Origin of the sequence: Paenibacillus sp. FSL R10-2796, from assembly GCF_037965315.1 — a bacterium.
Classification (GTDB): Bacteria; Bacillota; Bacilli; order Paenibacillales; family Paenibacillaceae; genus Paenibacillus_AQ; species Paenibacillus_AQ odorifer.
On sequence record NZ_CP150178.1, the window covers coordinates 6,939,277 to 6,958,661 of the forward strand.

Annotated in this window: 12 protein-coding genes; 4 read left to right on the forward strand and 8 right to left on the reverse strand. The window is 45.3% G+C overall.

What is annotated here, in order from left to right; all coding sequences use genetic code 11:
* Nucleotides 1–63: 63 nt before the first annotated feature.
* Nucleotides 64–438 carry a CidA/LrgA family holin-like protein gene (locus NST58_RS30975; protein WP_076123997.1) on the forward strand — a complete coding sequence of 125 codons (375 nt, stop codon included), beginning with the start codon at nucleotides 64–66 and terminating at the stop codon, nucleotides 436–438.
* A complete protein-coding gene (locus NST58_RS30980; protein WP_076123999.1) occupies nucleotides 432–1,115 on the forward strand; it encodes a CidB/LrgB family autolysis modulator in 684 nt (227 codons plus the stop codon). Before NST58_RS30975 ends, NST58_RS30980 begins: the two co-directional genes overlap by 7 nt.
* A 76-nt stretch (nucleotides 1,116–1,191) precedes the next feature.
* Here NST58_RS30980 and NST58_RS30985 read toward each other — a convergent pair whose 3' ends face one another.
* Nucleotides 1,192–2,160 (reverse strand): Gfo/Idh/MocA family oxidoreductase, encoded by a 969-nt coding sequence (locus tag NST58_RS30985; RefSeq protein WP_076219739.1) that lies wholly within the window; start codon nucleotides 2,158–2,160, stop codon nucleotides 1,192–1,194.
* Between the two features lie 53 nt (nucleotides 2,161–2,213).
* The gene (locus NST58_RS30990) at nucleotides 2,214–4,526 is read right to left on the reverse strand and encodes a helicase C-terminal domain-containing protein (RefSeq protein ID WP_076182003.1); all 2,313 of its coding nucleotides are present in this window, start codon (nucleotides 4,524–4,526) and stop codon (nucleotides 2,214–2,216) included.
* A 282-nt stretch (nucleotides 4,527–4,808) separates the two neighbouring features.
* Here NST58_RS30990 and NST58_RS30995 point away from each other — a divergent pair, with 282 nt between their 5' ends.
* Nucleotides 4,809–6,674 (forward strand): LTA synthase family protein, encoded by a 1,866-nt coding sequence (locus NST58_RS30995; RefSeq protein ID WP_076124004.1) that lies wholly within the window; start codon nucleotides 4,809–4,811, stop codon nucleotides 6,672–6,674.
* A 112-nt stretch (nucleotides 6,675–6,786) separates the two neighbouring features.
* Here NST58_RS30995 and NST58_RS31000 read toward each other — a convergent pair whose 3' ends face one another.
* Nucleotides 6,787–7,218, reverse strand: a complete 432-nt coding sequence (locus NST58_RS31000) for a MarR family transcriptional regulator (protein ID WP_081383619.1) — start codon at nucleotides 7,216–7,218, stop codon at nucleotides 6,787–6,789.
* Between the two features lie 243 nt (nucleotides 7,219–7,461).
* On the opposite strand from NST58_RS31000, the gene NST58_RS31005 reads away from it, so the two are divergent.
* Nucleotides 7,462–9,159 carry a methyl-accepting chemotaxis protein gene (locus NST58_RS31005; protein WP_339245345.1) on the forward strand — a complete coding sequence of 566 codons (1,698 nt, stop codon included), beginning with the start codon at nucleotides 7,462–7,464 and terminating at the stop codon, nucleotides 9,157–9,159.
* A gap of 77 nt (nucleotides 9,160–9,236) precedes the next feature.
* On the opposite strand, the gene NST58_RS31010 is transcribed toward NST58_RS31005, so the two are convergent.
* The 5 genes from NST58_RS31010 to NST58_RS31030 form a co-directional block, all read right to left on the reverse strand.
* Entirely contained in the window at nucleotides 9,237–11,252 is a 2,016-nt protein-coding gene (locus tag NST58_RS31010) for an EAL domain-containing protein (protein WP_038573706.1), read from the reverse strand.
* 233 nt (nucleotides 11,253–11,485) lie between these two features.
* Nucleotides 11,486–13,144, reverse strand: coding sequence for a hypothetical protein (locus NST58_RS31015; RefSeq protein WP_339245347.1), 1,659 nt, complete (start codon nucleotides 13,142–13,144; stop codon nucleotides 11,486–11,488).
* Nucleotides 13,137–13,943, reverse strand: a complete 807-nt coding sequence (locus NST58_RS31020) for an ABC transporter ATP-binding protein (protein ID WP_036682032.1) — start codon at nucleotides 13,941–13,943, stop codon at nucleotides 13,137–13,139. The genes NST58_RS31015 and NST58_RS31020 overlap by 8 nt, the downstream gene beginning before the upstream one ends.
* Before the next feature lie 688 nt (nucleotides 13,944–14,631).
* A complete protein-coding gene (locus NST58_RS31025) occupies nucleotides 14,632–18,360 on the reverse strand; it encodes an S-layer homology domain-containing protein (RefSeq protein ID WP_339245350.1) in 3,729 nt (1,242 codons plus the stop codon).
* A 73-nt stretch (nucleotides 18,361–18,433) separates the two neighbouring features.
* A complete protein-coding gene (locus NST58_RS31030; protein ID WP_339245353.1) occupies nucleotides 18,434–19,210 on the reverse strand; it encodes a hypothetical protein in 777 nt (258 codons plus the stop codon).
* Nucleotides 19,211–19,385: the final 175 nt, after the last annotated feature.

Here is a 19,385-nt window from a genome sequence, read left to right on the forward strand (position 1 = left end):
ATTCATTTTACCTATGAAAACAATTGATGTAAACTTTCATTATCATGAAAGGAGCGAAGCCTTATGAAAAAGATTGTTATAGGCTTGCTGCAGGTAGCGGGACTCACCCTATTCTCATTACTAATCAATGCTGTAACCCCATTTTTGCATATCCCTATTCCCGGAAGCATACTCGGAATGATTATATTGTTTCTTCTGCTTGAGTTTGGTGTCATTCATCTGAATTGGGTTGAAGTTGGTGCTTCTTGGCTACTGGCTGAGCTCTTGCTGTTCTTTATTCCATCTGCTATCGGCGTAATGAAATACGCCAATATTCTGGAAACTGATGGTTTACGAATCCTCGCGGTGGTCATTTTGGGTACGATTGTTGTAATGGCCAGTTCCGGATTACTTACCAGTAGAATTTACAAAGCAAAGGAGCGGAAAGGATCATGTTAAACGCTCTATTATTCTTCGGTCTTACGGTTGCTGTATATCTACTGGCGAAACGCATTTATGCTTCTAGTGGCAAAGTGTACACCTCTCCATTGATCATTACACCCGTGCTTATGATTATCTTCTTACTCATCACAGGCATTACTTATGATTCTTACAATGCGGGAGGCAAATGGCTGACGGATTTGCTGCAACCGGCAACTATGGCCTTTGCAATCCCTCTGCATAAAAACTTCAAGGTGCTCAAAAAGCACGCCGCCGAAATTGCGGCAGGCGTGCTGTCAGGGACGATAACAGCGGTGATCTCTTCCATTCTGCTCGCCAAATGGCTGCATGTCAGCGGCGATCTGGCAGCCAGTCTGGTTCCACGTTCGGTGACTACACCGATCGCTATGAGCATCTCGCAAAGTATCGGCGGTGTACCGAGTATTACTGCAGTCTTCGTCATCATTACCGGGATACTCGGTACAATGATGGGCCCTACAGTACTCCGCATCTTCCGCATTGACAATGAAATCGCGCGTGGTGTATCGCTGGGAACCGCTGCGCATGGTACAGGAACATCCAAGGCCTTCGAGCTTAGTTCACTGACCGGAACCATCTCCAGTATTGCGATGATTCTGTCCGCGCTGTTATCCATAGGTGTGGCGCCAGCTTTACTCGCAATATTCCTCCACTAGGCTAACCCAGCTTGAGCCAAGGACATGTCTCTTTAGCACATCTAAGGCGGCATGTCCTTTTTTTAAGAATCCGAACTTAGAATTTAACCGGAAGTCCACTTTGTGCGGACTCGTAAGCCGCACAAGTTACTTTAAGCGTCTTGAATCCATCCTCATAGTCACTGAGAATACGCGAACGATCTCCTGTCCGTACAGCATACAGAAAAGCTTCACTTTCCACTAAATATGGATTTCCTGTGTTTTCAAATTCGGTGCTATTGCCACTTCGCACTTCCAAGAGACGATCCGGGTTCCAGTCCAGCAATCCCCGATCATTATAGAAACTAAGACCTACACTTCCTACCGGATCAGGCAGCACACATGTATTTGAAATATTAGCTATGATTCCATTCTCAAGCTTCAGAGATACGGTACCTACATCGGCTACACTCACACCTTCATGCTGCTCATGCATAATTCGATTTCCGAACATGCCGTATACTTCTTTTACCTCTCCTGCCAGATAACGCACCAAATCGACGATATGAGTGGTCTGCTCGGTGAACTGTCCTCCGGATTGCTCCTGATCACGCCACCAAGCTACGCCCGGCATGCCGCCCATCCACTGGCCCATGACCATACCGATCTTGTCACCACGTAGTGTTTCCTTGAGCCTATTAACATTCTCTTGATAGCGGAAATGGTAGCCTACCGAGGTCAATAAATTATGTTCTTTAATATCTTGCAGCAAGCTGGCAGGAATTTCAGTAGTCATACTAAGCGGCTTTTCTATAAAAAAGGGAATATCCCTCTTGATTAATGAACGTTCAATCGCACCATGAGATTGTGGAGGCACACAGATATAAACAGCATCAAGCTTCTCCGCATCCAACATCTCTGTAATATCACCATATCCAGCAGCTCCATATGGACGTGCCATATCTTCGCCTTTGGCTTTACTGCTTCCACAAACTGCCTGCAACTGGACATCAGCCATCCCTGCCAGCAAATCAGCATGTACCTTAGAGAACCAACCTGTACCCACAATACCCACTTTTATTGTCATATTATTTCCTCCTGCCGATTGATTATGAATACCCTTTCGTAGATTATAACCTCTTATGAGCGTATAAGATAATCTCTCCATTCTTCGGGAAGCAAATGCATATATGGACTCTGCAAAAAACGGTCATCCGCCAACACGATAATGCCCGTATCCGTCTCGCTGCGAATCAACCTGCCTCCGGCTTGGAGTACCTTACACATTCCCGGATAGACATAGGCATAATCAAAGCCATTTTTTCCTCTGGCATTAAAATATTGACGCAGCAGATTGCGTTCAAGACCAAGCTGTGGCAGGCCAACGCCAACAACCATAACCCCATTGAGGCGATCCCCTGGCAGATCCACACCTTCTGAAAAAATCCCTCCAAGTACAGCAAATCCCAATAACGTCTCGTCATTATCTGGACTAAATGCGGCTAAAAAACTTTCTCTAGCTTGCTCGCTCATGCCAGTATCCTGCATCAATGTCCGGATTTCAGGGTAATACTCCGTAAAGGCCTGATATACGTTTTGCAAATAGAGGTACGAAGGAAAAAACACCAGATAGTTGCCCTTTTTAGAGACCATTTGGCTCAGTGCTTTAGTCAACGGAACTAGGGAGGCTTCCCGGTCATGATAACGTGTGGAGACAGGTAAGACGGTTACTTCCCACTGCTCTTTCTGAAAAGGGGAAGACACGGTTAAACTGTAATCTTCCTCCGCTGCACCAATCATATCCCGGTAGTAAGATAATGGAGAAAGTGTAGCTGAGAACAGGATCTGACTGCGAAAGCTCTTGGACATCTGCCGTAGCAGATGCGAGGGATCCAAATTGAATAGCTTGAGATAGACATCCCCTCTACGAACCTCCGCATAGGTAATGTAGCGTTCATCATAGGTCTTAAAGGTGCGGAGCATGCCCTGAACTGCAAAATAGGTATCCAAGAGGACATTTTCCCCTTCTCCTTCCCCATTCAGTGAGACAATACTGGAGCTCGGGTGAATAAGCTCCTGTTCCGCCTCCAAAGAAAATATCTCAAGCAAAGCCGGCAGCTCCTCCGGGAACGAGTCCCACTGCCCTTGCCCCTCTTCATTGCAAATTTTGCGAAGGGAGATGAAAAAAGCATTCACCGATTTAGCGGCTGTACTCAAATTCCGGTTCATTTCTTTATATTGGCGCTGGATTTCCAGGAAAGGGGCTTTCAGCAAAGAGGCGGAGAACATCTCCCGTCCCCGGTCTACCAGATTATGTGCTTCATCTACTAGAAGCACCGTTTCTCTCTTTCTTTCCTCTGTTAGCCGTTTCAGACTGATGCGAGGATCATATATATAATTGTAATCGCAGATCACAGCATCACAGGCATAGGCTGCATCCAACGAGAACTCAAATGGGCACACTTTGTGTTTGTGAGCATACAGTGCAAGGGTGTCTCTGCTCATCAGCGTCTCATGCTCTAACAGATCCATTAATGCCTCGTTGATCCGGTCATAATAACCATCCGTATAAGGACAGGAATCCTTACCACATATCCCCTCTTCGCGAAAACAAGCCTTCTCTTTAGCGGTAAGTGTGATGACATGCAGCTGAAGACCCTGCGTTAGCAACAGCGAGATGGCTTCCTGCGCGGCAAAACGGGTAACCGTCTTTGCCGTTAAATAGAACAATCCTTTAGCTTGTCCTTCGCCCATCGCTTTAAGGACAGGGAACAACGTCGACATTGTTTTCCCGATACCTGTGGGGGCTTGAGCGAACAGACTGACCTTTTCCACGACGGACTTGTATACAGCTCCTGCAAAATGACGTTGTCCCTTTCGATAAGAGGAGAACGGAAAGCTCAACTCCCGAAGACTCTGCTCCTTCTTAGCATCATGACGAACCATCATCTCAGCGTATGGAGCATATCTAGCCACTGTGTCATTCACAAATGAAATCAGTTCTTCAAAAGACAACGTTCGGTACAAGCTTTTTTGCTCATCAGTAGCCCGGTGGACATAGGTAAGCTTAACCTGAATAGAAGAAAGCTCTTGCTCCAGAGCCACCATATATGCGTACATCAGCGCCTGTGCCCAATGAACCTCATGTCCTTCATCCAGTAAATCCAGCAGTCCGGAGGTTGATTTGATTTCTTCGACCGTAAAGCTCCCATCCTCCGAGACAAGCAATCCATCACAACGCCCATCTACAACATAAAGCAGGTTTCCATAAGGAATCTCCGTTTTCAAATAAACCTCCTTGCGGTCACCTTCCTTATATTGCTTTTGGATCTTCTGATGAATTCTTGTGCCTTCGACCATAGCGCCCGTTCCATGAAAGCCAGGTTCAATGCTTCCGCTGCGAAAAACATATTCAACGAGAGTTCTAACTGATAAAGCTACTGTAGAGCTCATCCAGCATCACCTCCTTTTATTATCCATATATCCTTTTTGTTCCCAATTGCCATTTTAGTCCTGAATTCGTTGTATAACCCTGCATGAGAGCAGGAGCGTCAGCTTCAACCCTTTGTGTTCAACTTTACGCGCTCCACTAAGCTTATACTTAGGTTCTCGATTTTTGACATTCTATAGCTAGCCCTGCATAATAAATTTTATTACTATGGAATTATTTTGTCTGGGCGCTGTTTCTTCCTAGCCGGGAAATGGCGTTTTATCATGTAGAAAGAAGGCGAAGCTGTGTCATCCTTTAACTTTAAACAGTGGATCGTTAAACCTTTTGTGTTTTTCACAATAATTTTTATTCTAAAAGCTTTCTTGGCATGGGGCGTAATCTTTGACGATATATTGCCCTGGAAATCATTATTAACTGAAATCCCCTTTGCTTGGGCGCTCTTCTGTATCATTGAACGTTTTGGTTCCAAGCGCAAGCTCGGATATTACATGACCGTAAATTTATTAGTGACAGCCATTTTCTTCGCAGCCATTATGTATTTTAAATATTACGGTGTTATTGTGACTTACCATGCAGCGGAGCAGGTGAATCAAGTCACCGCCGTCAGCAACAGCGTATTCTCACTAATGGATCCATACTACCTGCTGATTTTTACAGACATCATTATTCTTGGCGTCTACTTCTTCTTTAATAAAAAAGGCCGGGTCTATAAGAAAGAGAATATCAACCACCGCCGTGGCGGAAAACTTAAGTATAGTGTTCTGTTTGCAGTCTCACTTGCTTTATGTTTGTTCAACATCTTGCCTAATAAGGCCAGTATGAACGAAATTAAGAAAGCTCAAGAAATGGGAATTCTTAATTATGAAGCTTATACGATCTTCGCTAAAGAAGAGCCTGAGCTAGTCGATTCAAGTGACATTACACAGGATGCCATCAACAAATTGAAGGGGATTAATACTGCGGCTAGTTCTCCACTTCAAGGCATCGCTAAAGGCAAGAACCTTATTATTCTTCAAATGGAATCTTTCCAGAATTTCTTGCTGGGACTTAAATTAGACGGTCAAGAAATTACACCGAACCTGAACAAGGTAATGAAGGACAGTCTTTACTTCCCTAATTTCTATCAAATGGTTGGCCAAGGGAATACGTCGGATGCAGAGTTCGTAGTTAACACTTCCTTCTACATCCCTCCACGTGGAGCGGCAACGATGTCTTATGTGGATAAGGTACTTCCAAGTCTGCCACGCGTGCTTAAAGAAAATGGATATCAGACAGCAACCTTCCACACCAATGTCGTAGAATTCTGGAACCGCGGCGAGCTGTATGACTCCCTCGGCTTCGATCATTATTATGACCGCAAATTTTTTGGTGAAGATGATGTCTTCTTCTTTGGAGCTTCTGATGATACGCTCTACAGTAAGACAGCCGATAAACTAAAAGAAATGGACCAACAGGAGCAGCCTTTTTACGCTCAAGTCATTTCAATGTCAGCGCATCACCCTTTTACTATTCCGGAAGAAAAATACCGCATGAAGCTGCCGGAGCGTTATGAAGGTACTTTTGTTGGTGACTATATCCGTTCCCAGAACTATGCGGATGATGCTTTTGGACATTTTGTAGAAGAGCTAAAAGCAAATGGTGTCTGGGACAATAGTGTAATCATGATTTATGGAGATCATATGGGATTGCCGATTTATTCCCTCGATCATGATGATAAAGAATTGATGACTGAAATCTATGGTCATGAATACAGTTATGCGGATATGATGAACATCCCTCTGCTTATTCATGCAGGTGCTGGCGTAGCATCGCAGACCATTGACGAAGTAGGCGGGGAAGTAGATATCATGCCAACCGCAGCCAGTCTGCTTGGGATTTCATTAGAGAATAACGTATATTTTGGTCAAGATCTACTCAGTCAGACTTATAATTTGCTGCCAGAACGATATTATTTACCTTCTGGTTCATTCATTGCCAGCTCAGGATTGCTTATTCCTGGTAACAGCTTTGAAGACAACACTCAGTACTCTATTTATAACAATGGAACAACGCCGAGTGCCACTGAAGACGAATATAACCGTGCCTTGAGGCTTTTACAGCTTTCCCACAGCTATATCACTCAGTTGCCTGACAAACAACCTAAACAATAAATTACAGGGCGTAGGCAGCCAACGAACAAAAACAGCAGAGCAGCGATTCTCCAATAAGGAGAACCGCTGCTCTGCTGTTTTTATAAAGATATCCATTCCGAAGCTTAGCTGACTAACGCTCCTGGTCCTCGATCATACGGTAATACTCTGCAAAGTTGCGTAGTTCTTCGGGCTTCAGTATGGATAAATGCTCCGCCAGCAGTTCTTTGGACCGGAAATGTCCTTCTTCGAGCACCTGCTGACCTTTTTCGGTGATCGTCACTACAACCGCTCTCCGATCCTTCCCATCCGGCTCACGTTTGATATAACCCAGCACCTCCAAACGGTCCAGCATCACCGTCACCGCACTGGATTTGACCTCCATACATTCTGCCAGCTGTACCACCCGCGACTTCTTTTCTTTCGCTATCATATTTAACAGACCCATCTGTGGCACCGTAAGTCCGAGTTCTTTGTGCAAAGACATTTGAGACATAATCTTACGCTGTACTCTCCACATGGATAGTCCTAGACGATCTATTAACGGATCTATTTGATGTGGCATATTTGTTCAACCCCAATCCGTTTTTAATAACTCAAGCGTACCATTAGAACTGGTTATGATTCAATGGTTTTGTCTACTAAACCATTGAAAGCATGATGGAAAGCGCAAACTTCCACCATTCTCCAATTTCCGACACAGAAATACTATATTCCATGTAAGGTTATAAGCATATCAATACGATATAATCGTAGAGGTGAGAGCTATTATCACTGAGAACATAATTTGTCAAGGTTGGTGCGAAGAATGAAATTAGCAACTAAATTAACTTGGATGATGTTCGTCGTCTTACTTCTTGTAGGATCATCCATCGGGTTTTTCGGATACCGTACAGCTTATAAGCAAGTAGACGAAGCCGCAGGTATCGAATTGGTAGGATGCGCTAATATTACAACCGGCCTGATTGACCCCGCAGACATTTCCGCATTGTTGGCAGGCGATCAAAGTAAACTGGAGGCTGTAGAGGATCGAATCGGTTGGATTGTAGCACATAAGGCTATTTTTAAAGAGGCATTCATCTTATCCTTAGACGGAAAAGTACTTGCCGCAGATTCAAGCTTCCAGGCTAGAGGTTATAAAGCAGGCGATACTTTTTATTTTTCAGATGAAGATAAGCAAATGATTACTGAGCATAAGCATTCCTCCTACTCCAAGGTTTATACATACGAAGGTACCTCACTTAAGACAGGTTACGGCCCCATCTATCAGGATCACGATCCATCTAAACCTATAGTTGCGCTGATGGCTATTAATTTCGATGGCTCCATAATTCAAGACCGAACTCAAGATATCATTGTTCAGCCTTTTATTATCGGTGCTTCCATTCTGGTTATAGCTATTGTGGCAGCTTATCTGTTAATCCGCCGAATGATTAGTCCGTTAACGAAGCTGTCCAAAGGGGTCAACCTTGTTGCACAGGGCGACCTTACTCATAATCCTATTTTATTCAACAGCAAGGATGAGATTGGTACATTAGCCCGTAATTTCAATGACATGACCCAAAGCCTGCGCTTACTTATTACCGAGGTCAATGAGACCTCCATGCAGGTAGCCTCCTCTTCCGAAGAGCTCTCCGCCAGTGCGCAGGAAACCAACCGGGCCGGTGAATATAGCGTCAATGTTACGATTGAACTTGCCGATACCGCGAATTCACAGCTGCAGAATATGGAGGGTGAATATAAGTCTGTACAAGACCTGTCTCGTTTCATCACAGAGATTGCAGGCAATGCAGATAACGCAATGAATAATGCGGTCAGCAACGCTAATAAAGCACGTACAGGCCGTGAGGCAATGGATTCCACCACACAGCAGATGAGAGTCGTAAGTGACAGTATTACCGACCTAGCACTCATTATTGAAACCTTGGGTGGTTATTCCAAAGAAATTGAAAATATCGTGGGTACTATTGCCAGCATCGCAGAAGAAACCAATCTCCTGTCCCTGAATGCAGCGATTGAAGCCGCAAGAGCTGGAGAAGAGGGAAGAGGGTTTGCGGTCGTTGCCCATTCCGTACGTAAGCTTGCTGAGCGCTCAGCCCATTCCGCTGCGCAAATTGGCCAACTGGTCAACATCATCGTAAACCAGATGGATCAGGCAGGAGAAACTATGAAACGCTCTACAGAAGAGATGGAGCACGGCAGAGAAATGATTGCCACGGCAGGCCAGTCCTTCTCGGAGATTGAAATGTCTGTCTCGGGAATGGCCTCACAAAGCCAGCAGATCTCAGGAACGGTTCGCCAGCTTTCGCTGATCTCCGACCGTCTCGTTACAACCCTTCAGAATATCGTAAATGTCGCTAATCAGACAGCCAGCAGTGCAGAGACATTATCCGCTTCCTCAGAAGAACAGCTTGCCGCAATGGAGGAAGTTGAGTCTGCAGCAGCTTTCCTGTCCTCCCTAGCTGAGAAGCTGCAAATTCTGATTGAACGATTTAAGGTTTCTTAATAGCAAAGGGGCTAGCATCCAAGCAGAGATATTCTGCTTAGACGCTAGCCCCTTATTCTATGTATTGAGATCATCTGCTACGATACTGCTGTATTCGCTATAAACCACTGGCCCAGCTCATGCACCGGCATTGGCCGCCCATAATAATAACCCTGCATCACTCTGCAGCCTAAGGATTGCAGCAGCTCAATCTGCTCTGGTGTCTCCACACCTTCCGCCACGACCTCCATATTAAGATTGGTGGCAATCGCAATGATATTACTGATAATGGCTTTCTTGGAATGCATCTTGCTCTTACGAATAAACACTTGATCAATCTTGAGTGTGTTAACTGGAATCTCGTCTAAATTACCAAGGGATGAAAAGCCTGTCCCAAAGTCATCCAGTGATACCCTTACCCCAAGTGCCCGAAGTCTGGAGAGCTGCGCAACCGTCTCTTCCATGTTATTCATCGCAATGGACTCTGTAATCTCCAGTTCAAGGAAATGCGGCTCTAGACCTGAACGTGTGAGTGCTTCTTCTACAACATCGTATAAGCCCCCGCCCTCAAACATCCGTGCTGACATATTAATAGAGACTGCGACATTTGCTATCTCTTCCTTATGCCAAAGCATGTTCTGGCTGCATACATCATGCAGCATCCAATAGGTAATCGGGACAATCAGTCCCGTTTCCTCTGCAATGGGAATGAATTCAGCCGGGGAGATTATCCCATGTTCAGGGTGCCGCCAACGCAGCAGTGCTTCAAGACCCACGGTAACGTTCATATACGAATCCCATTTTGGCTGGTACACAACCATAAACTCGGAGCGTGCCAGCGCTTTACGAAGATCCTTCTCCAGCGACATCCGTCGCAGCTGATGGCGGTTCATCTCCTGATCGAACACACTGAATTTATTCTTACCCGAATCCTTAGAGGTATAAAGAGCTGTATCGGCCGCCTTCATTAACGCTGAGCGGTCAGTTCCATGCATAGGGGTCATACTGATCCCCACGCTTGCAGTAACATATAGCTCATTACCTTGAATACTGTAATATTTCTTAAGCTCATATAAAATGTGCTCTGCTTCCTCTTGCGCATCCTCCACAGTACAATCTGGAAGAGCGATCAGGAATTCATCTCCGCCCAAACGAAAGACCTTGCCCTTACTTCCTACAGAGCGTCTTAATCTTATAGCGACCTCTCGCAGTAACAAGTCCCCTATATCATGTCCAAGCGTATCATTAATCGACTTAAACCGATCCAGATCCACAAAAAATACGGCGCCAGATCTACTCCCGAAAAATTCATCTTTAAAATAACGTACCAGGCCATGTCTGTTCGGAAGATCGGTTAGCGGATCATAATAAGCCATCCGTTCCAGCACATGCCGGTCCAGAAATACAGCACCACCAGAAATCGCAAGCATAAATAGCGTTACCAAGGATACTCCCATTAAAAGAATAACATCAGTCTCCATAAAAAAAGTTGTATTGCCTAGTAGACCGTTATATTCAAAATGAGTCGCCCTTACACTCGTATAATGCAATCCAGTCACCGAAAATCCGATAAAGAGAGCAGAGTATAACTTCCAGCGGTTAAAACCCACATAGTCTTTAAACTTGTGAAATAGAAATAATCCGATAAAAGACGAGAGCATAACGAGGATTACAGCACATGTCTGAGTCCATATCTCATAATGAATCTCCGCTGCGATCTTCATGGAGGACATTCCGATATAATGCATAGCCGAAATTCCGCTGCCTAGAAGAACACCACTAACTATTAAACAACTTTTTCTTAAACGTGGCACAAACGTAATCCGGAATGCCGAATAGCAGCACAACACACCAACCAATAACGATAATACAGCCCTGCCTGGATAATAATTCACGCTAAAAGGAAAACGGCTCGCCATAATCCCTACATAATGTATCGACCATATGCCACTGCCGAGTACACATGCCCCCGATATTAACCATAAGCGACGAACTTTCCCAAACGAACGAGGGACTTGCGAGATCAGATTCAGCGCGGAATAAGCTGCAGTCGCCGCTAGCGCAAATGATAGTAAAACAATCCAAACGTTATAGTGGATTCCCATTTTATCCATTAGTTAACCTCTTCACCGGTTTTGAATACCGTAATCGCTGCAGCGTATTTCTCAAGTAAAAAATCAGTACACGAATATCAGATAAATGGAAGAGTGCGTAAAGATTATAGGTTATCCCTGAAAAGCAACTTTAGATGTATTCTACCTTGTATTCAGCCGATTGTCTAAGAAAATACTGGAATTTATACCCTTTTTTTATGTCGGCAAAAAATGTCCATATTTGACGCATTCGCTCACCCCGAAAAGTTGGATATGTGACCTGTGGTTGATGGGGTTTTGGGGAAGGTCTTTCGCCATAACCATTGATTCAAAACTACCAGAACTAACAGATAGATGTAAATTCCTCCGGTAAATAAAGTGAAGACATAATGAATACCCGCCATCCCCATCAGCAAAAACATAAGCATGAAGGCGACTCCAGTGTAATCCTTTTGTTTGGCTGCCTCATAACGCTCTGAAAAAGGTAAGCTCCGGGGATAAACACGAAAGCAGATGACTGAGAAAATCAGCATGGCGAATAATACCACTACTAAATCAGGTACAATGTGCACACCGAACAACAGAATGAACAATACCGCATCTACAGCAAATAAAGGCAAGACTAGCCGTAGCAGTGCCGCCTTAAGCATCCCACGGTAAATAGGCGTGCTATCGGGTAAAGGAATCAGCCTATAAATCCAAGCTCCTTTATAACTTGTAGAGTAGCGTAGCATCTGTATTACAGTCTGCATTAACATCGTGCAGAAATAGATTAACAAGTACACTTTTGAACCTTTAAGGGAACCATCATAACTATTCTGCAATATACCAAATATAAAAATAAACGGGAATGCGATAGAAAAGCCAAGTGCAGGATAGACCTTCAGCTTAAAATCGCGCTCATTCTTCATCATGGACCAAGTAAACCGAAAGAAAATCCCCTCTGCCGGTTCCTTGCATACTCTGCGGGAGAGCCACTCTGCGATCTGGCCCTTGTCTTTTCCACCGGAGCCTTGCTCCGCCAGCTTTTGCAAATTCCGTTCAAACTGCGGCATCAGCTTAATATAGGCTGCGATCAGTACAAGTGGGATTATCAAAGCCAGCATTGAAAGAATGAAGTAATAGGGTTCTCTAGCTCCACCAAGCAACAGTTCAAACGGAGCCGCGAACCAAACCGGAAAAATAAAGTACTGCCACCAAGCAGGATGATAAGCAGCGCCAAGCTCAGTGAGGTTGAACAACCGGGAGATGAATTGATAGCCCACCATTATTCCGATCGTCAAAAGGATTTGCGTATAATTTATAATATCCTTGAGCTTCTCCCCATCAAAAAACCGCATGATCATCAGGTAGAGCAGTGCAGTTATTACGAGGATAAAACAGTCTAACAAGACAATTGTCACCGCATACATCAGAAAAAAAGCGATCCCCTGCTTAAATAGGCTAAATACCAAAGATGGACCAGTGATCGACAATGTAACTGTCCCTAAGTAGAGGAGAACGTGGATGGTTTTGGCCATATTTAAGGTAGTACGGTTGACGGGTTTGGAAAAAAGAATATTTTTATCACGTAAATCAAGCATTACTGAAGAAAAGTCAGAGATCAGGGTTGTGGAGACAAAAAACATAATGATCCCAAAGGTTAAGCTCATTTGCAGCATATAGTGATCGTTGGATAGCGTTAGCGGAATTAATATTAAACCAAATAGTAAATAAATCCACTGTAATCGCAAGGGTGAACCTTCTTTAGCGTTCTCCTTTTTCTGCATACCTGCAAGCGCTGTAGGCGTTCTTCTTCCGTCCATGGTCAGTTTGATCTGTAAAATACTCCGCATGGTGTCGTAATCGACTCCAAATCTTATAAAGGCACCCCGCAGCTTATCCAACAGCCTCAGCACGAAGAAATCAGTCATAAGAGGATACCTCTTGCTCCTGCATGACCGCAACAAATTCACCAGCGATATCACGGTATTTATCAAATCCGGTTAATTGATTGAAAATATCTTCAAGCGTCCCTTCACGGCCTTTCTCCTTCAGCTCTGCAAAACTTCCGTCCGCCACAATATCCCCGCCATCAATCAAAATGATCCGGCTGCTGATTTTCTCAACCACATCCATGATATGTGAGGAGTAAAAAATGGTCTTCCCCCGTGCCGCCAGCGATGCAAAAATCTCCTTCACTATCATCACGCTATTAGCATCCAAACCACTCAGCGGTTCATCCAGGAATAAAATATCAGGGTCATGCAGCATGCTGGAGATAAGCAGCACCTTTTGCTTCATCCCTTTTGAGAACGAAGAAATCCGCATATCGTAAGACTTCTCCAAACCTAACAGTGTAGTTAATTTTTTGGCCTTGTAGTCCGCCTCCGCACGACCTAGCCCATACAGCTCGCCAACAAAGGTTAGATACTCTCTTGCAGTGAGGCTATCATATAATTCGGCTACCTCCGGCACATAACCTATACGTTTCTTGTAAGAAACATCTCCATCGGCAATATCCTTACCGAAAATCTCCACTTTACCGTTATATCCTTCTACCAGACCGAGCATAATCTTCACCGTTGTACTCTTGCCTGCCCCGTTAGGGCCGATATAACCAATAATTTGTCCTCTATATACCTTAAGATCAATTCCCTTTAGCACCATTCGGTCTGTATAGTTCATCCATAAACCTGAAATCGCTATGACCGGATCGTCAGCTAAACCCATATCTCAGTCCCCTTTCTAGTAACTAATCAATAATGTGAAATATTACTACTTTATGTAATTACAATAATTGTATCATTTAGTAGAATCCTCTTCCATGATTTAGTCTGCTAATCTTATGTCTAGTTAAAAAAAGAGTGGCCATTAGGCCACCCACTAGAGATTTATAGCGAAAGGCAGCGCCACCGATGCCACGAAATGGCTGTTGGCACCCCCTTTATTTGAGCAAACCGGCCTAAGATCAGCGTACGTTTGGTCGGGTAGCATTTATAAGTAAGAGAGCGAGCACGCTAGCGGACACAACTGACCTTATACGCGGCTTTTTCCCACATTTAGAGTGCTAAAGGACCCCATAGTCGCTATCAGCATGAAAAACACCATAAACGCACCTTTTTCAAAGCGATAGCGTCGCTGGAGTCCGAAACTATGCCCCAAAGGCTGGAAAGTGGAAAATAACGTCATCTGGGTCCGAAAGCCGCGCCGATAATGAATGAACTGCTGAATCAAGCGGGCATGAGGGCATGAGGGCAAGCGGACAGGGCAAGGGCAACCAGCCAGCTAACAAACAAAAAAGCAGAGCAGCGATACTCCAATAAAGGAGGAATCGCTGCTCTGCTGCCTTAGTCAAACCAAGTCGCCGCATTCATAGTTGACGCTACTTATGTGACGTCCGCTATGTCTTAGTGGCTGATTATTTGGATAGCAAATTGTAAATAACCTGTGCTGCTTCTGCTCTTGTAGTGACTTCTTTCGGATTGAGTTTACCGTTCGCTCCGGTCACTACGCCTCTCTCTACCAGCGCTTGAAGGGCTTCTTGTGCATAACCAGCGATCTGTCCAGCATCACTAAAGCCGGCAAGCGTGGCCGCTGTCTTCTCAGATGGCAGTTCACCTAGCGCTACAAGCGAGCGGTACAAGAGTGTAAATAGCTCCTGCCTAGTGATCTGAATATCTGGCTGGAATTGATTATCTCCCGAACCCGTTGCTACCCCAAGACGTTTAGCTGTAGCAAGATAATTCGTATAATACGTATTGCCTGCATCTGCAAAATTATCAGCAGCAATGGCATCCGGTGTGATGTCATAAGCCTTGAGCAACAAGACGATGAACTGCCCTCTAGTGATTGCAGCATTCGGACTGTAATGTTCAGCATCCGTACCAGATGTGATACTGCGTGCTGCTAAGAAACCTACTGCATGGCTATACCATGATGCCTCTGGAACATCTGCAAAGCTCACCTGATTATATCCAATAATATATTGGGAGAAATGTGTGGTTACGAAATCTACAGTTCCCTTGGCGGCATTGTAATTTCCACGTACATTGTCCAAGCTTCCAGTGCTGTTAATGTGATACACAATAACCGCATCTGACCGTTCTCCCGCTTGCAGCACGTACGGTACGCTGACACGAACACTGCCCCCACCGAAGGTGGAAATCGTGCTTTCACCCGCTATAACCGACAAGTCATAAACCGGTCTGTCTCCGAGAACAGCCTTGCCTTCTGCCGTTAATGACACCTTCGCGATTCTAACAATGATGTCTCCGGCATCTGAAGCTGCACTAATGCTCGCCAATGATTTGGCATCAAACGTAATCGTACCCACATTCTCATATTCAATGGTAATCTCCGCCTTCGTTCCGGCGGCTAACTCATTAATTATGCTTCTTGGAAGTGTAAGATCAGCTGTTTGAGTATCCGAAGTAGCTGCAACTTTAATTTCAAGAACAGCCTTCTTCCCATCAGCTTCTGCCTTCTTAGCGAGACTCACAAATTCAGCAGCCGTTTCTTTTGTGATCGTTGCAGTAGTAACTCCTGTGGTTTTATCCGTTTTAGTTGCCGCTGTTGCTGACAGGTTCACGGTATTCCCTGCTGTTACCGTAGCAACCAGTTGCGGGCTTGCTGATGGTGTTGGTGTAGTCGTGCTCGGTGTAGAATTGCCACCCGATCCACCTGTTCCACCTGTTCCAGGATCTGAAATAGGCACATAGGCCGGAACCACAATGTCAGTCGCTGGACTTGCCTTATAACCTTCTTTGGCTGCGTATCTCACTTGATACGTGCCCGGTATTAATCCTGTGATTTCTTTATCTGGTGCATACACATAATTAGTTACACTCGACAGCTTATATTCTAAGGCTGTCGTGGTTCCCGTAATTCTTCCATCGTTGTTCGCTGCTGAGGTAGGAGCAACTCCCTGCAACCCAGTTGGAGCTGCTTGTTCCGCAGTGAATGCTGGAACGATTACATCTGCTGCTCTACCCGCGTTAAATCCCTCTTTAGCTGCGTATCTTACCTGATAGATACCCGGCACAAGTCCAACGATCTCTACATCTGATGCGTAGACATAATCGGTAACGGTAGACAGCTTATATTCCAGCGCTTTCGTAGTTCCTATAATTTTACCGTCGTCATTAGCTGCACTGGTTGGTGCTACACCTACTAATCCTGTAGGTGCCGCTTGCTCACCATATGCCGGGACTTCAACTGTAGCGTCTTTACCAACGCTGTATCCCTCTTTTGCCGCATATCGCACATTATAGAAGCCCGGAGTAAGGCCAGTGATAACCGCACCTGTTACAGGCTTATAATCAGCTTCTCCAACGCCTTTATACTCCTGTCCTTCCGCTGAACCCGTAATTTGCCCATCATCATTAGCTTCAGAAGTAGGGGCTACGCCTACCAGTCCTATCGGAGCTGCTTGTTGATGGGTGTAAGCAGGAACTTCCACACTTACGTCTTCGCCAGCATTATAAGGAATGATTGTAGGTCCAGCTGCGGAGGTTGGCCCTTGATAGCCCGATGTTGCGGCATATCTTACCTTATAAACACCAGGTGCAAGCCCTGTGATGGCTGATCCCGAAACTGGGGTGTAAGCCTCGTCTCCAACAAGCTTAAATTCCAATGCTGAACTGGTGCCTACAATTTGCCCATCCTTATTGTCGGCCGCAGTTGGTGCTACACCCGTAAGTCCTGCCGGCACAGCTTCGAGTCTGGAGAATATTTTATCCAGCGCTGTTGTAGTGTTATTGTATCTGGCTCCGATTGGGTAATTAGCCTGCACGTAATCCGGTTGGATATTCGTCCAGCTGTACATAAGTTCAACATGCCCTAGAATCGGTGTGTTTTTGCCTCCTGCATCCTTGTTGTCCTTGTTATAAGTGAACAGATATGGAACCTGAAGTCTGTCTCCGCTCACAGTGTTTCCAAGTCCGTCTACATAACTAATTACAGTTGGTTTAGCAGCTGTATTGTTTTCGGTCTTGATATTGGTCAGATAAGTACGAACCAGATCAACATAAAGCTGCGCATACGGATGATTGGTGGTTCTAATCTGAAGCTCGTTATTATTATGCGGATTCGCACTGCCCTTAGTGCCGCTGTTGTTATTAGGCTCAGCAACGGTCACACCAGCATCCAGCTTAGTGTCGAAGAAGTAGATCTTATGGATATTATGTTTTTTGGCATATTCGTTGATATATTTAATCACCGCTTGCGTGTTAGGGCACCACGAGCCGCCTAACAAAATCGCATAGTTTCCCTCACTCGCTAAAATTTGCTTCAGCTGATGATAGGTCACATGTTCATAAACAAGCGTGCCATCCGCTTCGTTGAAGATCGTAGGTTTGCCCTCATTTTCCCCTTCATAGTTCTTATTAAATGCCGCCTTGATATAAGCCGACTCGTCGATAGTATCATATCGGGTAGCGGCACCCAGCACCTCACTTACTGATGTTTTATACGCATTAACCTTCGCCGCATCAAGTGTTCCGTTCGTCAGGAACTCATTCCACGAATAGCTCTTATCCAGATAGGATACGACAGGAGCACTATTTCCCTGTGCATCCTTGTGATCCTTGTTGTATACCAATAAGAATGGAGACTCGAGCTTGTTAGCAGTCACAACTTCCCCGTTTGTATTGGTATAGCTGACATTGCGTTCTGGATCATCTTTGGAAGACAGATTTAAATTCTTCAAATACTTGTTGACCAGATCAACATATTTATAGGCAAATTTATTATTGCTGTCTGCAATCTGAAGGGTGTCCCCGTCCAGCTTAGTATCAAAGTTATAAATCGTAGAGATGCCATATTCCTTAGCTGCCTCGTTGATAAAGCCGATATCAGCCTGTGTATTCTCGCTCCAAGCACCTCCAACCAGAACAGCGTATGTGCCTTCACTCTCAAAAAGATGAACGATATCTTCATACGTCGCTGTTTTAAATACATGGTTAGCATCATTTAGACGGTCATAGACATGACTGAAATAGTCAAACTGGTTAACGCCGCCTTGTGAAGAGGTTATCGCCTCTGCGGTATCCGGATTAGCATAAGCTCTTCCTGCCTGAGTAGGCAGGATTAGCAGGGAGGCTGCCAGCAGCAGCGTTACAATTTTTTTGAAGGTTAATGGTCGTATCATTATGTGCACCTCGCCTTAAATAGGTTTATGGGAAGAATGGGCTGAAAGGAATCCTGAATGAGCCTGCTGCTCATCAAGGACAAACCTCTTCCTCAGCGGCTGGTGCCGGTGCCGGTGCGGGTGCCTGAACCGTTTCCGCTGGAGCAGCTGCTGGTGCGCTGACCGTGGATGCAGGTGCAGAAGACGATGTTTTCGGTTGAGAAGACTCAACTACCGGAGCCGGGGTCGCCTTAACTACCTCTGTGGTAGAGAAGGTTATAGCCTTTTTGGAAGGTGTCTCCGTTGCTTTTGCTACGGGAGCTGCGGTTTCCTTAGGCTGTTCAGATACAACAGGAGCGGTGGTCGGCTGAACGGCTTTAGCGGTTACGTTTGCTTTTGGAGCAGTCGTAGGCGCAGCAGTTGGCGCAGGCGTTGCTGCGCTGGTTTGCGGTTTAACAGATGCAGATACCGTTGTTGCAGCTGTTGCCGTCTTAGCGGTGTCCGCAGCCGGGGATGCAGCTGCTTTAGGCTGAGCTGCAACCGCTTCTGGAGCTGCTGAAGCCACAACCTTCGCCGCAGAATCAACAGCTGCGGCTGGAGCCGCAGTAGCTTCTGCCGTGACTGTCTCAGCTGCTGGAGCCGAAGCTTCCGGCTGGACAGCTTCTGTTACAGGAGCTGCAGTAGCTTCTGCCTGAACAACAACTGCTGCCGCAGAAGTAGCTGCTGGTAAAGCTGCTGCGGTTACTGCTGTATTACTACTCTCTTGAATGGGTGCTGCCTCTGCTGTTTTTTTGTTAGCGGATACCGCGGCATACGTCAATGCGGAGAAGACGATAGCGGCGGCAACCAAAGAGATCGAAAGCTTTTTCATATGTGTACCATCCTTTTCAAATAAAATAAGAAACCCCTTCACTACATTCTTGTACCTTAAATCCGTAACTCTCCCTTCTCTAAAGTAAAAAAAAAGAGACTCAACGGGACGCAATTTACGCGTCTTTCGTTGAATCTCCGGCTGTCCAGTCGATTCCAATTGGCTTGTGATTAAG

Bases quoted from the DNA above. Each gene is read 5' to 3' on its own strand.
- NST58_RS30975 (WP_076123997.1), top strand. From the start codon at position 64: ATGAAAAAGATTGTTATAGGCTTGCTGCAGGTAGCGGGACTCACCCTA.
- NST58_RS30980 (WP_076123999.1), top strand. From the start codon at position 432: ATGTTAAACGCTCTATTATTCTTCGGTCTTACGGTTGCTGTATATCTA.
- NST58_RS30985 (WP_076219739.1), bottom strand. From the start codon at position 2,160: ATGACAATAAAAGTGGGTATTGTGGGTACAGGTTGGTTCTCTAAGGTA.
- NST58_RS30990 (WP_076182003.1), bottom strand. From the start codon at position 4,526: ATGAGCTCTACAGTAGCTTTATCAGTTAGAACTCTCGTTGAATATGTT.
- NST58_RS31000 (WP_081383619.1), bottom strand. From the start codon at position 7,218: ATGCCACATCAAATAGATCCGTTAATAGATCGTCTAGGACTATCCATG.
- NST58_RS31005 (WP_339245345.1), top strand. From the start codon at position 7,462: ATGAAATTAGCAACTAAATTAACTTGGATGATGTTCGTCGTCTTACTT.
- NST58_RS31010 (WP_038573706.1), bottom strand. From the start codon at position 11,252: ATGGATAAAATGGGAATCCACTATAACGTTTGGATTGTTTTACTATCA.
- NST58_RS31015 (WP_339245347.1), bottom strand. From the start codon at position 13,144: ATGACTGATTTCTTCGTGCTGAGGCTGTTGGATAAGCTGCGGGGTGCC.
- NST58_RS31020 (WP_036682032.1), bottom strand. From the start codon at position 13,943: ATGGGTTTAGCTGACGATCCGGTCATAGCGATTTCAGGTTTATGGATG.
- NST58_RS31025 (WP_339245350.1), bottom strand. From the start codon at position 18,360: ATGATACGACCATTAACCTTCAAAAAAATTGTAACGCTGCTGCTGGCA.
- NST58_RS31030 (WP_339245353.1), bottom strand. From the start codon at position 19,210: ATGAAAAAGCTTTCGATCTCTTTGGTTGCCGCCGCTATCGTCTTCTCC.